Below are 16,839 nucleotides of genomic sequence, written 5' to 3'. Positions count from 1 at the left end.
GCCACGGGCCATCAGCCGCTCTTCTTCAGCGGCACCACGTCGCCTTCGCGGTAGAGCAGGGCCCGCAGTTCCGCTTCTGCGGAGTCCAGCCGTTTGGGGTCGATCGTCTCGCCGCTCGCGAAGTGATCCAGCATGCGCGGATCCACGTAGCTTTTCCGGGCGATCGACGGCGTGTTCCCCAGTACGGCGGCGGCATCCTGCATGGCAGCTTTGACGGCGCCCTTCCGCGCCGCAACCTTCTTCTGCGGGCCGCTCCGGGCCAGGCTGACGGCGGCTGCGACGGAACCGTGCAGAGTCCGGAAGTCCTTTGCGGTGAAGTCGGATCCGGTGCGCTCCTTGACGTATTCGTTGATGTCGGCGCTGGTCACCGGATGCCAGTTCCTCCCGTCCTTATAGGCCAACAGGCGGGCGTTGCCGCCGCGCCGCTTGAGCACGCGTACCAGGGCGGCGAGGTCCTCGTCGGCAATCTCCGATTCCCAGTTCTTGCCGCTCTTGGCCGGGAAGCTGAGCAGCACACGCCCTTTCCGGACCTGCACGTGCGCGCAGAGGAGCGTGGCCAGGCCGCGGCTGCCGTTTTCGTTCGTGTACCGTTCGGAGCCCACGCGCAGGGATCCACTGTCAAGCATGCGAAAGGCGGCGGCAAGCACACGGCGGCGGGTAACGCCGTCGCTCCTCAGATCCATGGTGACCAGCCGGCGGGCGGCGGGCAGCGACTCCGCGAGCTGGAGCGCCCGGTTGTACTTCACCCGGTCCTTTCGCTCGCGCCATTCCGGGTGGTAGATGTACTGCCGGCGCCCCATCGCGTCCAGGCCGGTGGCCTGGATGTGGCCGTTCTCAAACGGCGAGATCCACACATCGGTCCAGGCCGGCGGGATGCCGATGCTTTCCAGCCGGTCCCGGACGGGCCCGGGCGGCAGGGTTGACCCGTCGAGGTCCCGGTAGCTGAACCCCTTGCCCGCCGCCACCCTGCGGTAACCGCGCCCGGAGGCGTTGCTGCGGCGCAACCTCATCGCGCCTCATCCTGCCCGCTAAACTTCCTCATAATGGAAAGCCTACTGACTATTCTTGTGCGGCACTCAACCACGGCCCCGCTGGACGGAATACGGCAGCGCCAGATGGTGTTATTGGTCTTGTGCCTACGCCTGACGGATCCGTCTCCTCCGCTGTACCTCCCGCCGCGCCGGCCGCTGCGGAACCGCCGGCGATGACCGCTTCCGGCGCGCAGACTCCTGGGCTGAAGGCGGTGGACAAGGACACGACGGCGGGGGTCCTGTTCGGCGTCGGCGCATACGGCCTCTGGGGGCTGCTCCCGCTGTACTTCTTCGTACTGCAGCCGGCGGGCGCCGTCGAAATCGTGGCCAACCGGGTGGTCTGGTCCCTGCTGTTCTGTGCACTGCTGGTCACGGTCACGAGGGCGTGGGGTGTGCTGGGCGCCGCCTTCCGGAACCGTTCCGTGCTGGGCACCCTCACCCTCGCCGCCGTCCTGATTGCCGTGAACTGGCTGACCTACACCTACGGCGTGACCACCGGCCAGGCGGTCGAGACCTCACTGGGCTACTTCATCAACCCGCTGGTCTCCGTCCTGCTCGGCGTCTTCGTGCTGAAGGAAACACTCCGCCCCCTGCAGTGGGCCGCCGTCGGAATCGGTTTCATTGCTGTCGCCGTGCTCACGTATTCCTACGGCAAGCTGCCGTGGATCGCGCTCACATTGGCCGTCAGTTTCGGCCTGTACGGGTTCGTCAAGAAGCGTGTGGGTCCCAGGGTGGGCGCCGTCACGGGTCTCACGGTGGAGACCGTGGTGCTGACGCCGCTGGCCGCCGCCACCATGATTTTCCTGGCCGTCAGCGGGAGTGCCACGCTGGCCAGCCACGGAGCGGGACACTTCTGGCTGCTCGCCGCATCCGGCATCATCACCGCCGTGCCACTGATGTTCTTCGGTGCGTCCGCCCGCAGGCTGCCGATGACCACCATCGGGCTGCTGCAGTACTTCGCGCCGGTGCTGCAGTTCATCGTCGCCCTGGCGGTCTTCCAGGAAGCCATGACCCTCGAGCGGTGGATCGGCTTCGGTGTCGTCTGGCTGGCCCTGCTCGTGCTCACGGTGGACATGCTCGCTACCGCCCGCAAGAACTCCGCTGCCCGCAGGCTCTCCCTTCGGGAAGCGCGAACGGACACGTAAGCCCCCGCCTCCCAGCGCGAACGGGCAGAGCGGGGGTCGTCTGGTGGAGTCGTTAGAGCGCCGCGTCGACCTGCTCGTAGTCGCGCGGGACAACCACCATGGGCACCGGCAGTGCCCGCAGAACTTTGTTGGCCGTGCTGCCCAGGAATATGCGGTTCTTCTCCGCCAGGCGCGAGGAACCCACGATGAGGATCTCGCCGTCGTGCCATTCCAGGCCGTCGATCGCTTCCTCGATGGTGCGGCCATGTGCCACGGCCACGCTGACCTCATGGCCCGCGGGCACTTTCCCGGAGGCCGCGGTCAGGACGGTGTTCGCGTGGATGTGCGCGGCGTTGATTGCCTCCCCGGCGTCCCCGGCGGCATCCAGTTCGACGAGCGACACCAGCCGCAGCGGCACCCCGCGCCTCTTGGCCGCGTTAATCGCCGTCTCAATCGCGGCCTCGGCCCCGGCACGCCGGCCCACGGCAAGGGTCAGGCGTGTCATGGGGGCTGTCCTCTGGTATCCGCGGGGGGCGAGGGCGACGGGAACCGGCGAGGCGTGCAGCAAGGCGTTGGCCACAGTACCCACGGTGTACCGCTTGAACAGGCCGGTGCTGGCGGCACCCACCACGATGAGCCCGGCCTTTAACTCCACGGCCGCTTCGATCAGCCCGCCCGCAAAGGAATCGGCCTCCCGCACGTGGAACGTGGCGGGGAGGCCCTGCGGAATGAGGCCGAGCCCCTGCCGTTCGGCCGCCAGCACCTCCTGCTCCGCCGCGCTGACCTGGCCGCCTTCCGGGTTCAGCGCCACATAGGGGGCACCCTTCTTCATGACATAGACGAGGTCCAGGTGTGCGCCCTGGGCCAGGGCCAGCGACGTGGCGAGCGCGACGGCGTCCGCGCCGCGCTCAGTGGGTGTGTAACCGACGACGTATCGCATGCAAAACCCCTCTTCGGGTGAGGCAGGCGCCGGCGGCGCCGGATCCCCGGCGCTCCCCGGCCTGCGGTGTGGCGTGCAGTGGTGAGGATGACTTTACCCCCGGGATACGACGGCGGGCCGGGTACCCGGAAGGTACCCGGCCCGCCGTCGTCGTGCACGCCCTTGCAAACTCCCGCGCGAACAGGCAGGTAATGCCCTCAAAAGACGCGAATCGGGGCATTATCTGCCAGTTCGCGCTCGGGGGGAGGGCTCAAGTGCCCGTTCGCGCTCGACGGGAGGGGTGGATTACGCCTTGGCCTTGATGGCGGCGGCGAGCACTTCGAGACCGTCCAGCAGCAGCTCGTCGCTGATGACCAGCGGCGGCAGCAGGCGGATGACGTTGCCGTAGGTGCCGCAGGTCAGGATGATGACGCCTTCCTTGAGGCAGGCAGCCGCCACGGCCTTGGTCAGCTCGGGGTTGGGCTCCTTGGACCCGGCCTGGACCAGTTCGATGGCCAGCATGGCACCGCGTCCGCGGATGTCGCCGATCACGGAACGCTCAGACAGCTCAGCTGCCAGTTCACGGAGGCGGCCAACCGCGAGTTCCTCGATGTGCTTGGCGCGGCCGTTGAGGTTGTGCTCCTCCATGGAGCCGATGGACGCAATCGCCGCGGCGCAGGCCACGGGGTTGCCGCCGTAGGTGCCGCCCAGGCCGCCCGGGTGGACGGCGTCGAGCAGGTCGGCGCGGCCGGTGATCGCGGACAGCGGCATGCCGCCGGCGATGCCCTTGGCCATGGTGATGATGTCCGGAACAACGCCCTCGTGGTTCACGGCGAACCATTCGCCGGTGCGGCAGAAGCCGGACTGGACCTCGTCCGCGATGAAGACGATGCCCTTTTCCTTCGCCCAGGCGGACAGTGCCGGGAGGAAGCCGTCGGCCGGGACGATGAAGCCGCCTTCGCCCTGGATCGGTTCGATGATGATCGCGGCCACGGACTCGCCGCCGATCTGCTTTTCGATCATGGTGATGGCGCGCTTGGCGGCCTCGGCACCCGTGATTGCGGGGTTTTCCTCGCGGAACGGGTAGCTCATGGGCATGCGGTAGACCTCGGGCGCGAAAGGCCCGAAATTCGTCTTGTACGGCATGGCCTTGGCGGTCAGCGCCATGGTCAGGTTGGTGCGGCCGTGGTAGGCGTGGTCAAAGGCGACGACGGCGTCGCGTCCGGTGGCGAGGCGGGCCACCTTGACGGCGTTTTCCACGGCTTCGGCGCCGGAGTTAAAGAGGACGGTGCGCTTCTCGTGGCTGCCCGGGGTGAGGCGGTTCAGCTGTTCGGCGACGGCGACATAGCCTTCGTAGGGCGTGACCATGAAGCAGGTGTGGGTGAAGTGCTCCACGGCTTCCTTCACGGCCCCGACGACGGCGGGATCGGACGCGCCGACGCTGGTCACCGCGATGCCTGAGCCGAGGTCGATGAAGGAGTTGCCGTCGACGTCGTGGATGATGCCGCCGTCGGCGTCAGCAACATAGACGGGAACGCCGGAGGCGACGCCCGCGGCGACGACGGCCTTGCGGCGCTCGGCCAGCGCGAGGGACTTGGGGCCCGGGAAGTCAGCCTGGACGCGGCGCTTCTGCTCGAGGCGGTAGATGACATCGTTGGCAGTGGTGGTCATGGGGAAGCCCTTTCGGTGCCTGGTAATCGGGGAATTAGGAATCGAGCGCAGACATCACGTGCTTGATGCGCGTGTAGTCCTCGACGCCGTACATGGAGAGGTCCTTGCCGTAGCCGGACTGTTTGAACCCGCCGTGGGGCATTTCGGCGGTGAGCAGGATGTGGGTGTTGATCCAGACCGCACCGAAGTCAAGATCACGGCTGAGCCGCATGGCGGTGCCGTGGTCGGAGGTCCAGACGCTGGACGCCAGGGCGTAGTCGACGTCGTTGGCCATCTCCACGGCTTCCTGTTCCGTGCTGAACTTCTGCACGGTGATGACCGGGCCGAAGGTTTCCTTCTGCACGATGTCATCGGTCTGCTTTGCCCCGGTAACGATCGTGGGCTCGAAGAAGTAGCCCTTGTCCCCGGCGCGGTGGCCGCCGGTTTCGATCCGGCAGTTGGCCGGCAGGTGCTCAACGACGGAAGACACGGCGTTGAAGTGGTTGACGTTGTTCAGCGGACCGAAGTAGTTGTCCTCGTCGTTCTGGGAGCCGGTATGCAGCGTCTTGGTGTGTTCCACCATGGCAGCGACAAGGTCGTCGTGAACGGAGTCCTGGGCCAGCACCCGGGTGATGGCGGTGCAGTCCTGGCCGGCGTTGAAGAACGCGAATTCGGCGATCGCGGCGGCGCTCTTCTTGATGTCCGCGTCCTTGAAGACGATGGCCGGAGCCTTGCCGCCGAGCTCCAGGTGGGCGCGCTTGAGGCCCTTGGCTGCACCGGAGGCAACGGCGATGCCGGCGCGGACGGAGCCGGTGATGGAGACGAGACCGGGCACCTTGTGCTCCACCATCATGGCACCGGTTTCGCCGGTGCCAAGGATGACGTTGAGGACGCCTGCCGGGAAGATATCCTTGGCCAGCTTCGCCAGCACCAGGGTGGACTCCGGCGTGGTGTCCGAGGGCTTGAGCACCACGGTGTTGCCGGCGGCGAGCGCGGGGCCGATCTTCCAGATGGCCATCAGGAACGGGTAGTTCCACGGCGCCACCTGCGCCACGACGCCGATGGGTTCGCGGCGGACGAAGGACGTGTGGCCCTCAAAGTATTCGCCGGCTGACTTGCCTTCGAGGATGCGGGCAGCGCCGGCGAAGAAGCGCAGCTGGTCAGCGCCGGCGGCCACTTCCTCCGAGGCGATCAGCGAGCGCACCTGCCCGGTGTTGCGGTGCTGTGCCTCCACGAGTTCGTCGCTGTTCGCCTCGACGGCGTCCGCGAGCTTGAGGAGCATGAGCTGGCGCTGGCCCGGCGTGGTGTGCTTCCAGGTCTTGAAGGCGTCCTTGGCGGCCGCCATGGCGGCGTCGACGTCTGCCGCATCGGAGATGGGCGACTTGGCCACGACGTCACCGGTCACCGGATTCACGATGTCAAGAAGTCCGGTGCCGGCGGGTGCAACGAACTCGCCGTTGATGAAGTTCTGCAAGGTTTGAACCACGGTGTACAACCTCTTTCGTCCTGAATGGTGTGATGAAGCTGCTTTGAGCCTATTCCAGCCCGCCGGCCCGGGGAATAGCCACCTGCACACCTTTGCGCGGGAGCTTTAGTGCGATCGGCCAGCCACCGGCTACCCTTGATTTCATGGCAATCTCCCTCGCGGCCCTCCTTGCCGTGCAGTCTCTGGGACTTAAGAAATCCGGCCTCGCGGAGACCACCTCGCACCAGGACATCCGCTGGGTCGCGGTCACGGAACTCGAGGACCCGCAGCGCTTCCTCAACGGCGGCGAACTGGTGCTGACCACGGGATTGCGGATGCGCACCGCTCCGGAACAGCGCCGCTTTGTCCGCCAGGTCCAGCGCGCCGGTGCTGTGGGGATTGGTTTCGGCGTGGGGCTGACGCACGACGCCGTTCCGCCGGCTTTGGTTGCAGAGGCGAATCGCTGGGGGCTGCCGGTGGTGGAAGTGCCGTACGGCACGCCGTTCATTGCGATCAGCAAGCTCGTGGCGGATGCGCAGTCCGCGGACCACTATTCCAAGCTGGAGCGCCTCATCGCCGGCCACCAGATCCTTGCCCGCGCGCTGCTCACGGGCGGCGGGCTGGCCGAACTGCTCAAGCACCTCGGCGGCATGCTGCGCACGGACATCGTCCTGACCCAGTTCACAGCCGAGCTGTACAACAGCGGTTCCGTACCGCCGGAGGCCAACTCCTGGTCCTCGTACCCGATCCCCACCGGCCGCCGCGACGCCTGCACGCTGTGGGTGAGGCAGCCGTTCGAGGACTCCGGCATCGTCGGCTATGCGCAGAACCTCATCAGCGTGGAACTCAACAACATGGTCAAGCAGCGCCAGGCCGAGCGGGCCCTGTGCGGGCAGGTTCTGGAGGACGTGATCCACGGAACCCTCGACCCCAGCGAAGCCACGCGCCGCCTGGCGGGGACCGGCATCAACAGCACCCGCAAGAACGTCGTGCTCCTGGCCAGTTCCGACGCGCACCACAAGCAGCTGGTGACCTCATCGCTGCCGCGGGCCCTCGAGAAGGCGGTGACCGCCGTCGTCGGCAAGGACCTGATCACGGTAATCACCGACGACGGCCGCGGCGCCACAGCGCTGGCCCGGAGCCTGAGCGACCATCTCGCCGAGGCGGGAATCCATGCCACGATCGGCATCGGCGGCGCCTACACGAAGCCAAACGGCCTGCGCTGGAGCTACTTCGAGGCGCGCGACGCTGCGAGCCACGGACTGCCGGTCAACGAGCCGGAGCGGCTCAGCCTGACGTCGCTGCTGCTGGCGAGCGAGGACGTGCCGCTTGCGGACATGGCCCATGAATCGCTGAATCCGCTGCGCACCTTCGATGCCGCCCACGGGGCTGAGCTGATGACCACGCTGGAGAGCTACCTGAACAACAACGGCTCGGTGGCCGCAGTCGCCGAAGCCCTCACCCTGCACCGGAACACGGTCCGCTACCGCCTGGCCCAGATCACCGAACTCACCGGCTACGACCCCTCCATCACCGCCGACCGTGTCCAGCTGTGGCTTGCCCTCGCGGTCGCGCGGCTCGGATCGCGGCACCAGGCGTAGTTCAGCGCGTGGACCACACCACCGATGGAGGCCGGAAAACGGCTAGCTGACTCCGCGCTTCAGGAGCTTGCGTGCCTTCCGCCGGGACTTGCGGTACTTGGCTTCGCTGCGGGCGGTGATCCTGGCTTCCGTTTCGAGCAGGGAGCCGTAGGCGGCCGTCACGTGCTCCGGCAGCTCCGGACCGCGCGCCATCTTGTCCAGGAGCGTCCGTGCGACCACGCTGTCGTGGTGGTCGCCCAGGATCTTCTGCTGCCGGCGGGCGGCCTTCGCCAGTTTGGTTGCCCGCTTCCCGTGGACCGGCACGGCGGATTCCGCGGCGTGCCGGAGGCGCTTGGCGTCCTTGCGCACCTGATGCAGCGCGGTCTCATGCTCCGGGCCCTTCTTCTCGCGCAGCGCCGCCTTATGCGAGCGGCGCAGCCGCCGGACCGTCTTCTTCACCCGTTTGCGGGTCACGGTTCCGGCAGGGGCAGCCGCAGCCGGGCTGACCGGGGGGTTGTCCCGGAAGTCCTCAAGGTCATCCAGCAGCCGGAAGTAGCGGTCCGCCATGAGCACTTCCTGCACCTTCCGGTAGCCCGCGTCGAACCGGTCGCCCAGTTCGCGGTCCAGCCTGTGGTTGACGGCGCGGGCCTGCTCCGGCGGCAGCTCGGCAACGTGGGTGCGCAGCCGCTCGCGCATCACTTCAGCGTCACGCGGTGATCCGAGGATCCGGCCAAGCCACTGCAGTTCATCGCGGAGCCTCCGGACCGCGGCGGTTCCGAAGAGCTTGCGGTACACCGCCAGGGCGGAGCGCATCCGTCGTGCGGCGGAGCGCATTTGGTGAACGGCATCGGGCTCTTCCAGCCGCACCGCAGGATCGATCGCCAGCAGCTCCCCGATCTGCTCGCCAAGATAGGCGGTGACGACGCCGGATGCCGGCGCCTTCTTACCGGCCGGCTTCCCGCCGCCGTTTCCGGCACCGTCCGCCCGGGTTTCATCGGCAGCGGTGTCCGGCGCTGCTTCCCCGCGCGGCCAGGCCTCCCCCAGTACCCGCGCCAGCTTGGACTCGTGGGCTGCCGGCTTCGCCCCCGCCTCGTCAAAGGCGGCAGCGGCGGCAGGGAACAGCTCCGCGTCCCCGTGGACGAGTTCGAGTTCCCACTCGCGCCATTCCTGTTTCTGGCCCCCGCCGTCCAGGCCCGCACCGCCCAGGGGTTCGGCCTCCACCCTGTCGTCGGCAAAGTCGGCCAGGTGCACGCCGTCGTGCCCGTAGAGGGCATGGGTGGTACGCCTGGTCTTCAGCCGGGCGACGGGCGCCGGCTCGGCGCCGCGAAGGTAGACGTGCAGGTGCGCCAGCAGGTCCCCGGGGACGACGGCGGCCTGTCCCAGCGGCGCATGAATCTCCCGCCGCTCACGGGGTACTTTCTCCGCGGTGGCCGCCGCGCCGGGTTCCGCTGGCAGCTTGAGGTGCCAGCCGGCGTCGGCTCCCCCGGTGCGGCGCCGAAGGGTGATCCGGCGCGAGGCCAGGGCGAGGTCGTCGGTGTCGAAATAGACCGCCTCGAGGTCGGCATCGTACGGCTCGCCCGCGCGCCCCACTCCGGGTATATCCTGCAGTGCCGGCAGCGCGGTGCCGGGATCGACATCGTATTTCTTCTCGGTTTCAACGCCCTCAGGAGTCATGGCACGTACGCCATCCTTTCGGTTTGGCGGCCCCAGACGCCACCTGTTCCTGTGCCCGAGTCTATGCTTCCGGCCCGGGGGCCGCGAGAGCTTTGCCACAAAACCCTAGACATCAAACGTCTAACGTCTAACCTTAAGGAATGACTTCCGTTTCTTCAGCTCCCGGCGCGACCGCTGCCCGCGCGCCCAAGGCGCGCGCCGCCGTCGTCACCAGCGTTATTGCGCTGGTGCTGATTGGACTGAACCTCCGGGCGGGCATCACTGGTGCGTCTGCGCTCCTCCACGATCTTCAGCTGGTGCTGGGCTACGGCCCGCTGGTGGCGTCGGTGATCCCGTCCATTCCCACGCTGTGTTTCGCGGTGGCGGGGGCGGCGACGTCGTGGCTCACGGGGCGGCTGGGCGTCGAGAAGTCCATCCTTCTGAGCCTCGCGATGCTGGCCGGCGGACTGATGCTCCGCGGCATCCCCTCGACCGGCATGCTGCTGGCCGGAACGGTGCTGGGGATGTCCGGCCTGGCGGTCTGCAACGTGGCCATGCCGTCATTCATTCGCGAGCACTTCGCTCACCGCACCTCCCTCATGACCGGTCTCTACACCGTGACCATGACCACCGGGGCCACCGTCACCGCCGTGGCAGTGGTGCCCTTGGCCCAGCTGCTTGGCTCGCCGTCCGCGGGCGTCGGCGCGATCGGCATTCTCGCCGTGACCGCCTTCCTGGGGTTCCTTCCGGTAGCGCTGTACGCCCACCGCCACAGCGTTCGCGCGACGTCAGGGCCCGTCTCGCCGTGGCCGCTGCTGCGGACCCGCAAAGGGGCCCTGCTGACGGCAATTTTCACACTGCAGGCCCTGCTCGCCTACGCGCTCCTGAGCTGGTTCCCGTACATGCTCACCACCATGGGGCTCAGTGCCGCGGACAGCGGCCTCATGTTCGGGCTCATGCAGCTGGTTTCGGTTCCGGCGGGCATGGTGCTGATCGCCATCGGCTCCAGGCCACGCATGCTGCGGCCGGCCTTTTACCTGGTCAGTCTCACGATGCTCATCGGGATCGCCGCGCTCCTGATCCTGCCGCTATCCCTCGCGGCCGTCCCGGCTGTGCTGCTCGGATTTGGGCTTGGCATCTTTCCGCTGGTTATGGTGATGATCAGCCGCAGCGGCCAGGACACCGCCGAGACCACCGCGCTCTCCACTCTCGCGCAGTCCACCGGCTATCTCCTGGCCACAGTGGGTCCGTTCGGAATGGGCCTGCTGCACAGTGCGACCGGAGGCTGGACGCTGCCGCTGGCGTTGCTGCTGGCCATCGCCGTTGCGCAGATAGTTGTGGCCCACCACCTCACTGCCAAGAACACTGCCAAGAACACTGCCAAAAGCACCGCCAAGATGAAAGGCTAGGACGCCATGACGCTAAGCACCTCGCACCGCCAGCCGCTGGCCGACGAAATCACCGCCAAACTCCGCGCAATGGTCCACTCCGGCGAGTGGCCGCTGCAGCAGCGGATCCCCTCCGAGACAGAGCTGATGGCCGGCCTGGGCGTGTCACGCGGAACGCTCCGCGAGGCGATTAAGGCCCTGGCCCACAGCGGCATGCTGGAGGTCCGCCGCGGTGACGGCACGTACGTCCGCGCCACAAGTGAGATCTCCGGCGCTGCCCGCCGAATGTACCAGGACCACACCGGGGAGCACATTCTCGAAGTCAGGGTCGGGCTGGACACCCAGGCGGCCCGCCTCGCCGCCCGCAACGCAACGGCCGACGACGTCGCCGCCCTGCGCGCGCTGCTCGCCGAACGCGAAGCCTCCTGGAACACGGCGGACTATGCAGCCTGGGCACGTGCCGACTGGGGCTTCCACGTGCGCGTGGCACAGGCCTCCGCAAACCCGCTGCTGCACGAGTTATACACCAGCTTCGGCGAAGTCTTCCATGACGACCTGCTGAAGCAGCACGGGCGACCCGGATTCCAGGGAGTGCCGCGCGAGGGCCACGAAACACTCGTCGATGCGATTGAGGCACACGATGTTGAGGCGGCGGTGGCGAGCGTCAACCGCAACCTTAACTCCTGCGCCGAATGGCTAAGGGAGTAACAGCGGCTGTTACCCCCCCCCCCCCCACGCCGCCGCGGCGGTGACGCAGAGAATCCCGACCAGACGGCGGGACGACTTGTGGGGTTCCCGCGGGATCTTGTGTTGCTCGCCGTGGCCGCGGGGTTGTCCGTCGCGGTCGAGGGACCGCCCCGCGTCCTGAGCCTCGCCGTCCACATCCTCGCCATGGTGCTGGCGTTCGGCGCCATCCTGCTGGTGGACTGGCACGGTTTCCTGTGGCTGATCGGCAGGCGCGAACTTGCCGAGACGATCCGCCTCGACGGCGCCGCCGGCCCCCTGATCTGGTCGGGCACCGCCATCCTCCTGCTCACCGGCGCCTTGCTGAGCCCCGATCTCAGCAACCCCTGGACGCTGGTGAAGCTGGCGGCCGTGCTGGTGCTGATGCTGAACGGCATCATGCTGATTCCGCTGATGCGGCGCCTCGTAGTCATGCCGCCCACGACGACCTTTGCGGCTTTGCCCGTGGGCCAGCGCATCCACATGCTGCTGTGCCTGGGCATCTCACAGACGTGCTGGTGGGCGGCCATCGTGATCGGCTTCGTCAACGCGGAATTCTGACGTTCCCGCGGGTACTTCTGCCCAGCGGGTGCGGGTTTCACCGCCACCCTTTACATCAGTAGGCTTACTATCTGATTGGGGAGCCAGACGCTGTCCACTGCCCGCTGAGTACTAGGAGTTCCCATGGCCCGCACAGCACAACTGTCCGAGCAAGAATTACCTCGCGACCATAATCACGCCGGCAAGGACGCAGCCCGGCCGGCCAACAAGACCCCTGCCGCAACAAAGCAGCCCCGCGAACTGTGGACCGACAGCCTGGGCCGGGTGGCCACCCGGTCCGCGCAAATCCTGCTGATCCTCATAGTCGCCGGCGTGTCCGTGTATGCTCTGCTGCAGATCAGGCTGCTGGTCATCCCGACCATGATCGCACTGATCCTCGCGGCCGCCATCGGCCCGTTCGTGAACATGCTCCGGCGCAGGGGCCTGCCCGGCGCCGCGGCAACGGGCATAGCGTTTGTGGCACTGCTGGCACTGCTGGCCGGCGTCACCACGGTGATTGTCCTGTCAGTCCGCAGCCAGTGGAACGATCTGGTGCAGCAGGCGGCTTCCGGCCTCGATGAACTGGAAAAGTTCCTCCTCACCGGACCATTCCCGCTGGACCGTGAACAGCTGAACCAGGCCAGGGAAGGCATCATCCAGTTCGCCACCAGCAGCCAGGTCCGGTCCGGAGCAATTTCCGGCCTGTCCGTGGTCACCGAGTTCCTTGCCGGCGCGACCCTCATGGTGGTGATCCTCTTCTTCTTCCTGAAGGACGGCGCGAAGATCTGGAACTTTTTCCTCAGGCCCTTCAGCGGCCAGCGGGAAGCCAAACTCCGCCGCGCTGGACGCCGCACCCTCGAGGTTCTCGGCGGCTACGTCCGCGGTACGGCCGTAGTGGCGCTGGTGGATACAGTGGCAATCGGCGCCGCACTGCTGATCCTGCAGGTGCCGCTGGCCATCCCGTTGGCCATCATTGTCTTCATGGGCGCCTTCGTCCCGCTGGTGGGGGCGACCGTGGCGGGCATCCTGGCCGCGCTCGTGGCACTGGTAGCCAACGGGCCGGTTGTGGCACTGATCGTCGTTGCCGTCGTCATCGCCGTGAATCAGCTGGAGGGTGACCTGCTGCAGCCGGTCGTCATGGGGAAATCCCTCCAGCTCCATGCCCTCGTCATCCTCATGGCCCTTACCGCCGGCACCATCCTGGCCGGCATTATCGGCGCGGTCCTCTCCGTTCCGCTCGCGGCCGTCATCTGGTCCGTGATCCAGGTCTGGAGCGCCGAGGATCCCGACCTCGAACCGATGAACCCCAACCTTCCGCCGGCGAACAGCCAACCGGTGTAGCGGTACCCGACTCTGGGCCCACGACTCTGGTGCGCACGACTCCGGATGCACGACGGCGGCCGGGTCCCGTGATACGGACCCGGCCGCCGTCGTCTGCCTCCTCAGCCCACTGCTGGGGCTAATCGCCGGCGTCAGCGGTCGCGGAGGCCCATGAAGACATTCTTGGGCCTCTGCATCTCGCCGTGCTTGGCTCCGAGCACGATGACCCAGGCCGCAAATGCCGGGATGGCCCACTGCAGCGCCTTTAGCTGCTTCTGCGCGGCCTGCAGCTTGTCCGATGCGCCGGGTCGCGGCTCCGTGGCGCCTTCCGCACCCTCGTCCGCCAGTTTCTCGACCTTCTTGCCCAGAATCCCGGCATACAGCGTCACGGCGGCGCCCGCCAGGGTTGCGGCTGTTTTGTAGAGGGTGTCGGCACCCACGCCGTCCTGCTTGGCGATCCGCTCCCTGTTCTCCCAGGCGATGGCCAGGTCAGCCACGAGGTGTGTGGCGAAGGCCGCCGTCTGGATGGGCGCCCACCTCATCCACCCCAGGCTTGAGAGCCTGGTGCGTTCCGCGGGGTCTTTCGCTTCTGCGGCGGCTCCGTTCAGGCCGATGGCCCCCATCAGCGCACCGCCGAACCAGGCAGCCGCCGTCAGGTCGTGAATGGAGCGTGCCAGTAGATTTCCTGCCATGATGTGCTTCCTAACGTAGGGGTCGGATCGGGAACGATGGCGTCCACGCCGCCGTCGGGGTTGCCCGCCGGCAGCAGCCACACCAAAGTCATGGTGCGCATATGGTAAGCACACTTACTAATGTTACGGAAGCCCGTAACAGCGCAGTCCTTGAGCGTAAAATCATCGCCATGGAAGCAACAGGAACCTTGTTCGGGTGGGCCTTTGGCGACTCCGCCCGCGAGGACGACCAGAGCTATGTGGACCAGCTCCGGCGCGAAGCGCTGGAAAATGCCCGGCAGGCCGCAGCGTCCAGGGGCTTCGGCGTCGAGCCAGGATCGGAGGGGTTCGCCATACTCAGGGCCGGCGACACACTGGTGGAGCTCGATACTGCACCCGACACGCTCGTGGTCCGCTGCACGGTGAAACTCACGGGCGAAGGAGCCGACAGGGTCCACGCCGAAGGACCCATGAACGGCTGACGAAGCCATGACGGACAAGGCGAGCCCGATAGGCGAAGCGGCCGACGCCGCGGAGGCGGCGTCGAACATCAAGGCGCTGGACGTCGTCGCGCGGTCGGGGTTTGCCGTGATTGCGCTGCTCCACATCGTGGTCGGCGCCATCGCCATCGCGCTCGCACTGGGCGGGCCTGGCCAGGCCGAGGCGACCGGGGCAATCGAGCAGCTGGCTGCCAATCCATGGGGACCCATCCTGATGTGGGCGGGCATGATCGCCTGCCTTGGCCTCGCGCTCTGGCAGTTGAGTGAGGCGACGCTGCGTGCCCGCCATTTGCCGACAAAGGAGAGAATCGGCAAACACTTTTCTTCTGGCTTCTTGGCCATCGCCTATGGCAGCGTCGGCCTGAGCTTCGGCGGCTTTGCGGTGGGCCTGCGCAGCGATTCGGGCGAGTCAACCAAGGACATCAGCGCCGCACTCCTGGCCACGCCGTTCGGCACGGTGGTTCTGAGTGCGCTCGGCCTCACGATCGTGGGCGTCGGTGTCTACTTCATCGTGAAAGGCGTCCGGCGGGGGTTTAAGGAGGAGCTCTTCCATTTTGAGGGTACGCGGAGGGGGAAGCTCATTGATTCCCTGGGCATAACCGGCCACGTGGCCAAGGGAATCGCGCTGATCCTTACCGGCCTGCTCTTCGTCATCGCCGCCGCCAAGCATAGCCCGGAAGAATCCACCGGCCTGGACGGCGGCCTCAAAGCCTTGCGGGACCACCCCTATGGACCCTATCTGCTGCTCGCGATCGGCGCCGGCTTTGTTTGCTATGGCGTTTTCGCCTTGGTCAGGTCAAAGTTTGGCAGGATGTGACGAGGAGGGCTTATGACGCAGGAATCGCCTGAAGCCACGGGGCTGGCAGGCCGGGCAACCGGACTGGCCGGCCGGGGTTTCGCCGCCATCTTCAAAACCATCAAGACCATCCGCCCGGTCCGGCCGATTCACCCGCGGGGCATCAGCCTCGTTGGTGAGCTGACCCGGCATGGCCTGCAGGGCGGCTTGCCCGGAGGGCGGAGCGGGATCAGCTGGCTCGACGCTCCCGGTACCGATCAGGTGCAGGCCCGGTTCTCCCGCTCGGTAGGGCTCCCGGATGCCCTCCCCGACATCCTGGGGCTCGCCCTGCGCATTGGCGGCCGCACCGACACGGTGGCGGCCGCCTCCGATGCCTCCGGCCCGGCGGACCTCCTTTTCGCGACCACCGGCTGGGGATTTCCGGCGCGTTTCCTGTTGCTTCCCAGGCTGGATGTCGGCACCGCCCGGTTCACCACGCTGATGCCGTACCGGGGCGCGGACGGGCCGGTGCTGCTGGGGTTGAGGACGCTTTCGCTGCCGCCGCGCGCCACCGGCCGGGCCGAAACCGGCGGCGACTTCAGGGCCGCCCTGGCCGAAGGTTACTGGGTGCTCGCCCTGTCCTACGCCACGCCCGCCGGCCCTTGGGTCCACGCCGGAACGCTGAGGCTAAGGTCGGATCCGGACCAGGATGACACCCCCGACCGCTTCGACCCGCTCCAACACCCGGTGCAGGGTGCCGGGACCTATGCCTGGGCGCGGCGCCTCCGGGAAAATTCATACCGCACGGCACGCGGCCCGGCGCCGGGCCTTCCCGGAGTGCAGAGTCTGACGGCCGGCGTGTTCCGGCCCCGGGTTCTCACACCCCGGCTTCTGACAACACGCCGGTCCGGGCGGCGGCGGGCTGACCAGAACTCCACGCCTCAGCATCCAGCCCCGCACGAGAGGAAACCGATGGTCACGATAACCCAGGTCTACAACTCCCCGGCAGCCGACGTCTGGAAGGTGATCGCGGATGGCTGGCTCTACTCCGGCTGGGTTGTCGGGGCCTCGAGGATCCGCGCGGTGGACGCCAGGTGGCCCGAGCTCGGCTCACGGCTCTATCATTCCGTGGGCGCGTGGCCGCTGCTGATCGATGACAGCACCAGGGTCGCTGCCGTTGAGCCGGGCAAATCGCTGGAACTGACCGCCCGCGGCTGGCCCATGGGCGAGGCCAAGGTGGTGATCACGCTCGAGGACCTGGGCACGCAGTGCCGGGTCACGATCGGCGAAGACGCCGTCCGCGGCCCCGGCCTGGCGGTTCCCAAAGTCCTCAGGGACGCGCTCATCTCCGTCCGCAACCGTGAAACGCTGAAGCGGCTCGAACTCATGGCCGCGGGCGGCGCGGGCGACTAGCCGGAACCTGCAGGTTAAACGCAGGCGGGGCCACTCCGCGCCCGGTGATCCAACGGATCAGGCGTAGTGTGGCCCCGCACTGCGGCG

General features: G+C 67.4%; 15 protein-coding genes. 9 read left to right on the top strand and 6 right to left on the bottom strand.

The annotated features are described in order from the left end of the window. Positions 1-11: 11 nt before the first annotated feature. On the bottom strand, positions 12-1,010 hold the full coding sequence (locus tag AC6CH3_RS16455) for a DNA topoisomerase IB (RefSeq protein ID WP_498133436.1): 999 nt from the start codon (positions 1,008-1,010) through the stop codon (positions 12-14). A gap of 194 nt (positions 1,011-1,204) precedes the next feature. On the opposite strand from AC6CH3_RS16455, the gene rarD reads away from it, so the two are divergent. Beyond that, entirely contained in the window at positions 1,205-2,176 is a 972-nt protein-coding gene (gene rarD / locus AC6CH3_RS16450) for an EamA family transporter RarD (protein ID WP_498133435.1), read from the top strand. A gap of 52 nt (positions 2,177-2,228) precedes the next feature. Here rarD and AC6CH3_RS16445 read toward each other — a convergent pair whose 3' ends face one another. The 3 genes from AC6CH3_RS16445 to AC6CH3_RS16435 all read right to left on the bottom strand — a co-directional run bounded on the left by AC6CH3_RS16445 (position 2,229) and on the right by AC6CH3_RS16435 (position 6,210). Next, the gene (locus tag AC6CH3_RS16445; protein WP_498133434.1) at positions 2,229-3,095 is read right to left on the bottom strand and encodes a universal stress protein; all 867 of its coding nucleotides are present in this window, start codon (positions 3,093-3,095) and stop codon (positions 2,229-2,231) included. Between the two features lie 285 nt (positions 3,096-3,380). Continuing rightward, positions 3,381-4,745, bottom strand: a complete 1,365-nt coding sequence (gene gabT / locus AC6CH3_RS16440) for a 4-aminobutyrate--2-oxoglutarate transaminase (protein ID WP_498133433.1) — start codon at positions 4,743-4,745, stop codon at positions 3,381-3,383. A 34-nt stretch (positions 4,746-4,779) separates the two neighbouring features. Beyond that, positions 4,780-6,210: an aminobutyraldehyde dehydrogenase gene (locus AC6CH3_RS16435; RefSeq protein ID WP_498133432.1), complete on the bottom strand. Its 1,431-nt coding sequence runs from the start codon at positions 6,208-6,210 to the stop codon at positions 4,780-4,782. A 143-nt stretch (positions 6,211-6,353) separates the two neighbouring features. On the opposite strand from AC6CH3_RS16435, the gene AC6CH3_RS16430 reads away from it, so the two are divergent. Next, positions 6,354-7,790, top strand: coding sequence for a PucR family transcriptional regulator (locus AC6CH3_RS16430; protein ID WP_498133431.1), 1,437 nt, complete (start codon positions 6,354-6,356; stop codon positions 7,788-7,790). A gap of 42 nt (positions 7,791-7,832) precedes the next feature. On the opposite strand, the gene AC6CH3_RS16425 is transcribed toward AC6CH3_RS16430, so the two are convergent. Next, positions 7,833-9,443, bottom strand: coding sequence for a CYTH and CHAD domain-containing protein (locus AC6CH3_RS16425; protein ID WP_498133430.1), 1,611 nt, complete (start codon positions 9,441-9,443; stop codon positions 7,833-7,835). Positions 9,444-9,583: 140 nt separating this feature from the next. Here AC6CH3_RS16425 and AC6CH3_RS16420 point away from each other — a divergent pair, with 140 nt between their 5' ends. The 4 genes from AC6CH3_RS16420 (at position 9,584) to AC6CH3_RS16405 (ending at position 13,414) form a co-directional block, all read left to right on the top strand. Beyond that, complete coding sequence (locus AC6CH3_RS16420) at positions 9,584-10,831, top strand: MFS transporter (protein ID WP_498133429.1); 1,248 nt, start codon at positions 9,584-9,586, stop codon at positions 10,829-10,831. 6 nt (positions 10,832-10,837) lie between these two features. After that, a complete protein-coding gene (locus tag AC6CH3_RS16415) occupies positions 10,838-11,518 on the top strand; it encodes a FadR/GntR family transcriptional regulator (protein WP_498133428.1) in 681 nt (226 codons plus the stop codon). A 78-nt stretch (positions 11,519-11,596) separates the two neighbouring features. Beyond that, positions 11,597-12,094 carry a hypothetical protein gene (locus AC6CH3_RS16410; RefSeq protein ID WP_498133427.1) on the top strand — a complete coding sequence of 166 codons (498 nt, stop codon included), beginning with the start codon at positions 11,597-11,599 and terminating at the stop codon, positions 12,092-12,094. Positions 12,095-12,217: 123 nt separating this feature from the next. Continuing rightward, positions 12,218-13,414 (top strand): AI-2E family transporter, encoded by a 1,197-nt coding sequence (locus tag AC6CH3_RS16405; protein ID WP_498133426.1) that lies wholly within the window; start codon positions 12,218-12,220, stop codon positions 13,412-13,414. 131 nt (positions 13,415-13,545) lie between these two features. Here AC6CH3_RS16405 and AC6CH3_RS16400 read toward each other — a convergent pair whose 3' ends face one another. Beyond that, positions 13,546-14,085: a hypothetical protein gene (locus AC6CH3_RS16400; protein ID WP_498133425.1), complete on the bottom strand. Its 540-nt coding sequence runs from the start codon at positions 14,083-14,085 to the stop codon at positions 13,546-13,548. Between the two features lie 170 nt (positions 14,086-14,255). Between AC6CH3_RS16400 and AC6CH3_RS16395 the strand changes: the two genes are divergently transcribed. Genes AC6CH3_RS16395 through AC6CH3_RS16385 form a run of 3 tightly spaced genes read left to right on the top strand, consistent with a single transcriptional unit; the run spans position 14,256 to position 16,752 of the window. Then, the gene (locus tag AC6CH3_RS16395; protein WP_498133424.1) at positions 14,256-14,546 is read left to right on the top strand and encodes a hypothetical protein; all 291 of its coding nucleotides are present in this window, start codon (positions 14,256-14,258) and stop codon (positions 14,544-14,546) included. Between the two features lie 7 nt (positions 14,547-14,553). Further along, complete coding sequence (locus AC6CH3_RS16390; RefSeq protein ID WP_498133423.1) at positions 14,554-15,381, top strand: DUF1206 domain-containing protein; 828 nt, start codon at positions 14,554-14,556, stop codon at positions 15,379-15,381. Between the two features lie 12 nt (positions 15,382-15,393). Beyond that, positions 15,394-16,752, top strand: coding sequence for an SRPBCC family protein (locus AC6CH3_RS16385; protein ID WP_498133422.1), 1,359 nt, complete (start codon positions 15,394-15,396; stop codon positions 16,750-16,752). Positions 16,753-16,839: the final 87 nt, after the last annotated feature.

The sequence above is a fragment of the Arthrobacter sp. GQ119 genome (genome assembly GCF_059759125.1).
The sequence above is the reverse complement of the archived record's forward strand: the minus strand, read 5'-3'. Positions and strand labels throughout refer to the sequence as shown.

What these genes read in the sequence shown, in the direction of transcription:
- AC6CH3_RS16455 (WP_498133436.1), bottom strand. Translation starts at nt 1,010, where the DNA reads ATGAGGTTGCGCCGCAGCAACGCCTCCGGGCGCGGTTACCGCAGGGTG.
- rarD (WP_498133435.1), top strand. Translation starts at nt 1,205, where the DNA reads ATGACCGCTTCCGGCGCGCAGACTCCTGGGCTGAAGGCGGTGGACAAG.
- AC6CH3_RS16445 (WP_498133434.1), bottom strand. Translation starts at nt 3,095, where the DNA reads ATGCGATACGTCGTCGGTTACACACCCACTGAGCGCGGCGCGGACGCC.
- gabT (WP_498133433.1), bottom strand. Translation starts at nt 4,745, where the DNA reads ATGACCACCACTGCCAACGATGTCATCTACCGCCTCGAGCAGAAGCGC.
- AC6CH3_RS16430 (WP_498133431.1), top strand. Translation starts at nt 6,354, where the DNA reads ATGGCAATCTCCCTCGCGGCCCTCCTTGCCGTGCAGTCTCTGGGACTT.
- AC6CH3_RS16425 (WP_498133430.1), bottom strand. Translation starts at nt 9,443, where the DNA reads ATGACTCCTGAGGGCGTTGAAACCGAGAAGAAATACGATGTCGATCCC.
- AC6CH3_RS16420 (WP_498133429.1), top strand. Translation starts at nt 9,584, where the DNA reads ATGACTTCCGTTTCTTCAGCTCCCGGCGCGACCGCTGCCCGCGCGCCC.
- AC6CH3_RS16415 (WP_498133428.1), top strand. Translation starts at nt 10,838, where the DNA reads ATGACGCTAAGCACCTCGCACCGCCAGCCGCTGGCCGACGAAATCACC.
- AC6CH3_RS16405 (WP_498133426.1), top strand. Translation starts at nt 12,218, where the DNA reads ATGGCCCGCACAGCACAACTGTCCGAGCAAGAATTACCTCGCGACCAT.
- AC6CH3_RS16400 (WP_498133425.1), bottom strand. Translation starts at nt 14,085, where the DNA reads ATGGCAGGAAATCTACTGGCACGCTCCATTCACGACCTGACGGCGGCT.
- AC6CH3_RS16395 (WP_498133424.1), top strand. Translation starts at nt 14,256, where the DNA reads ATGGAAGCAACAGGAACCTTGTTCGGGTGGGCCTTTGGCGACTCCGCC.
- AC6CH3_RS16390 (WP_498133423.1), top strand. Translation starts at nt 14,554, where the DNA reads ATGACGGACAAGGCGAGCCCGATAGGCGAAGCGGCCGACGCCGCGGAG.
- AC6CH3_RS16385 (WP_498133422.1), top strand. Translation starts at nt 15,394, where the DNA reads ATGACGCAGGAATCGCCTGAAGCCACGGGGCTGGCAGGCCGGGCAACC.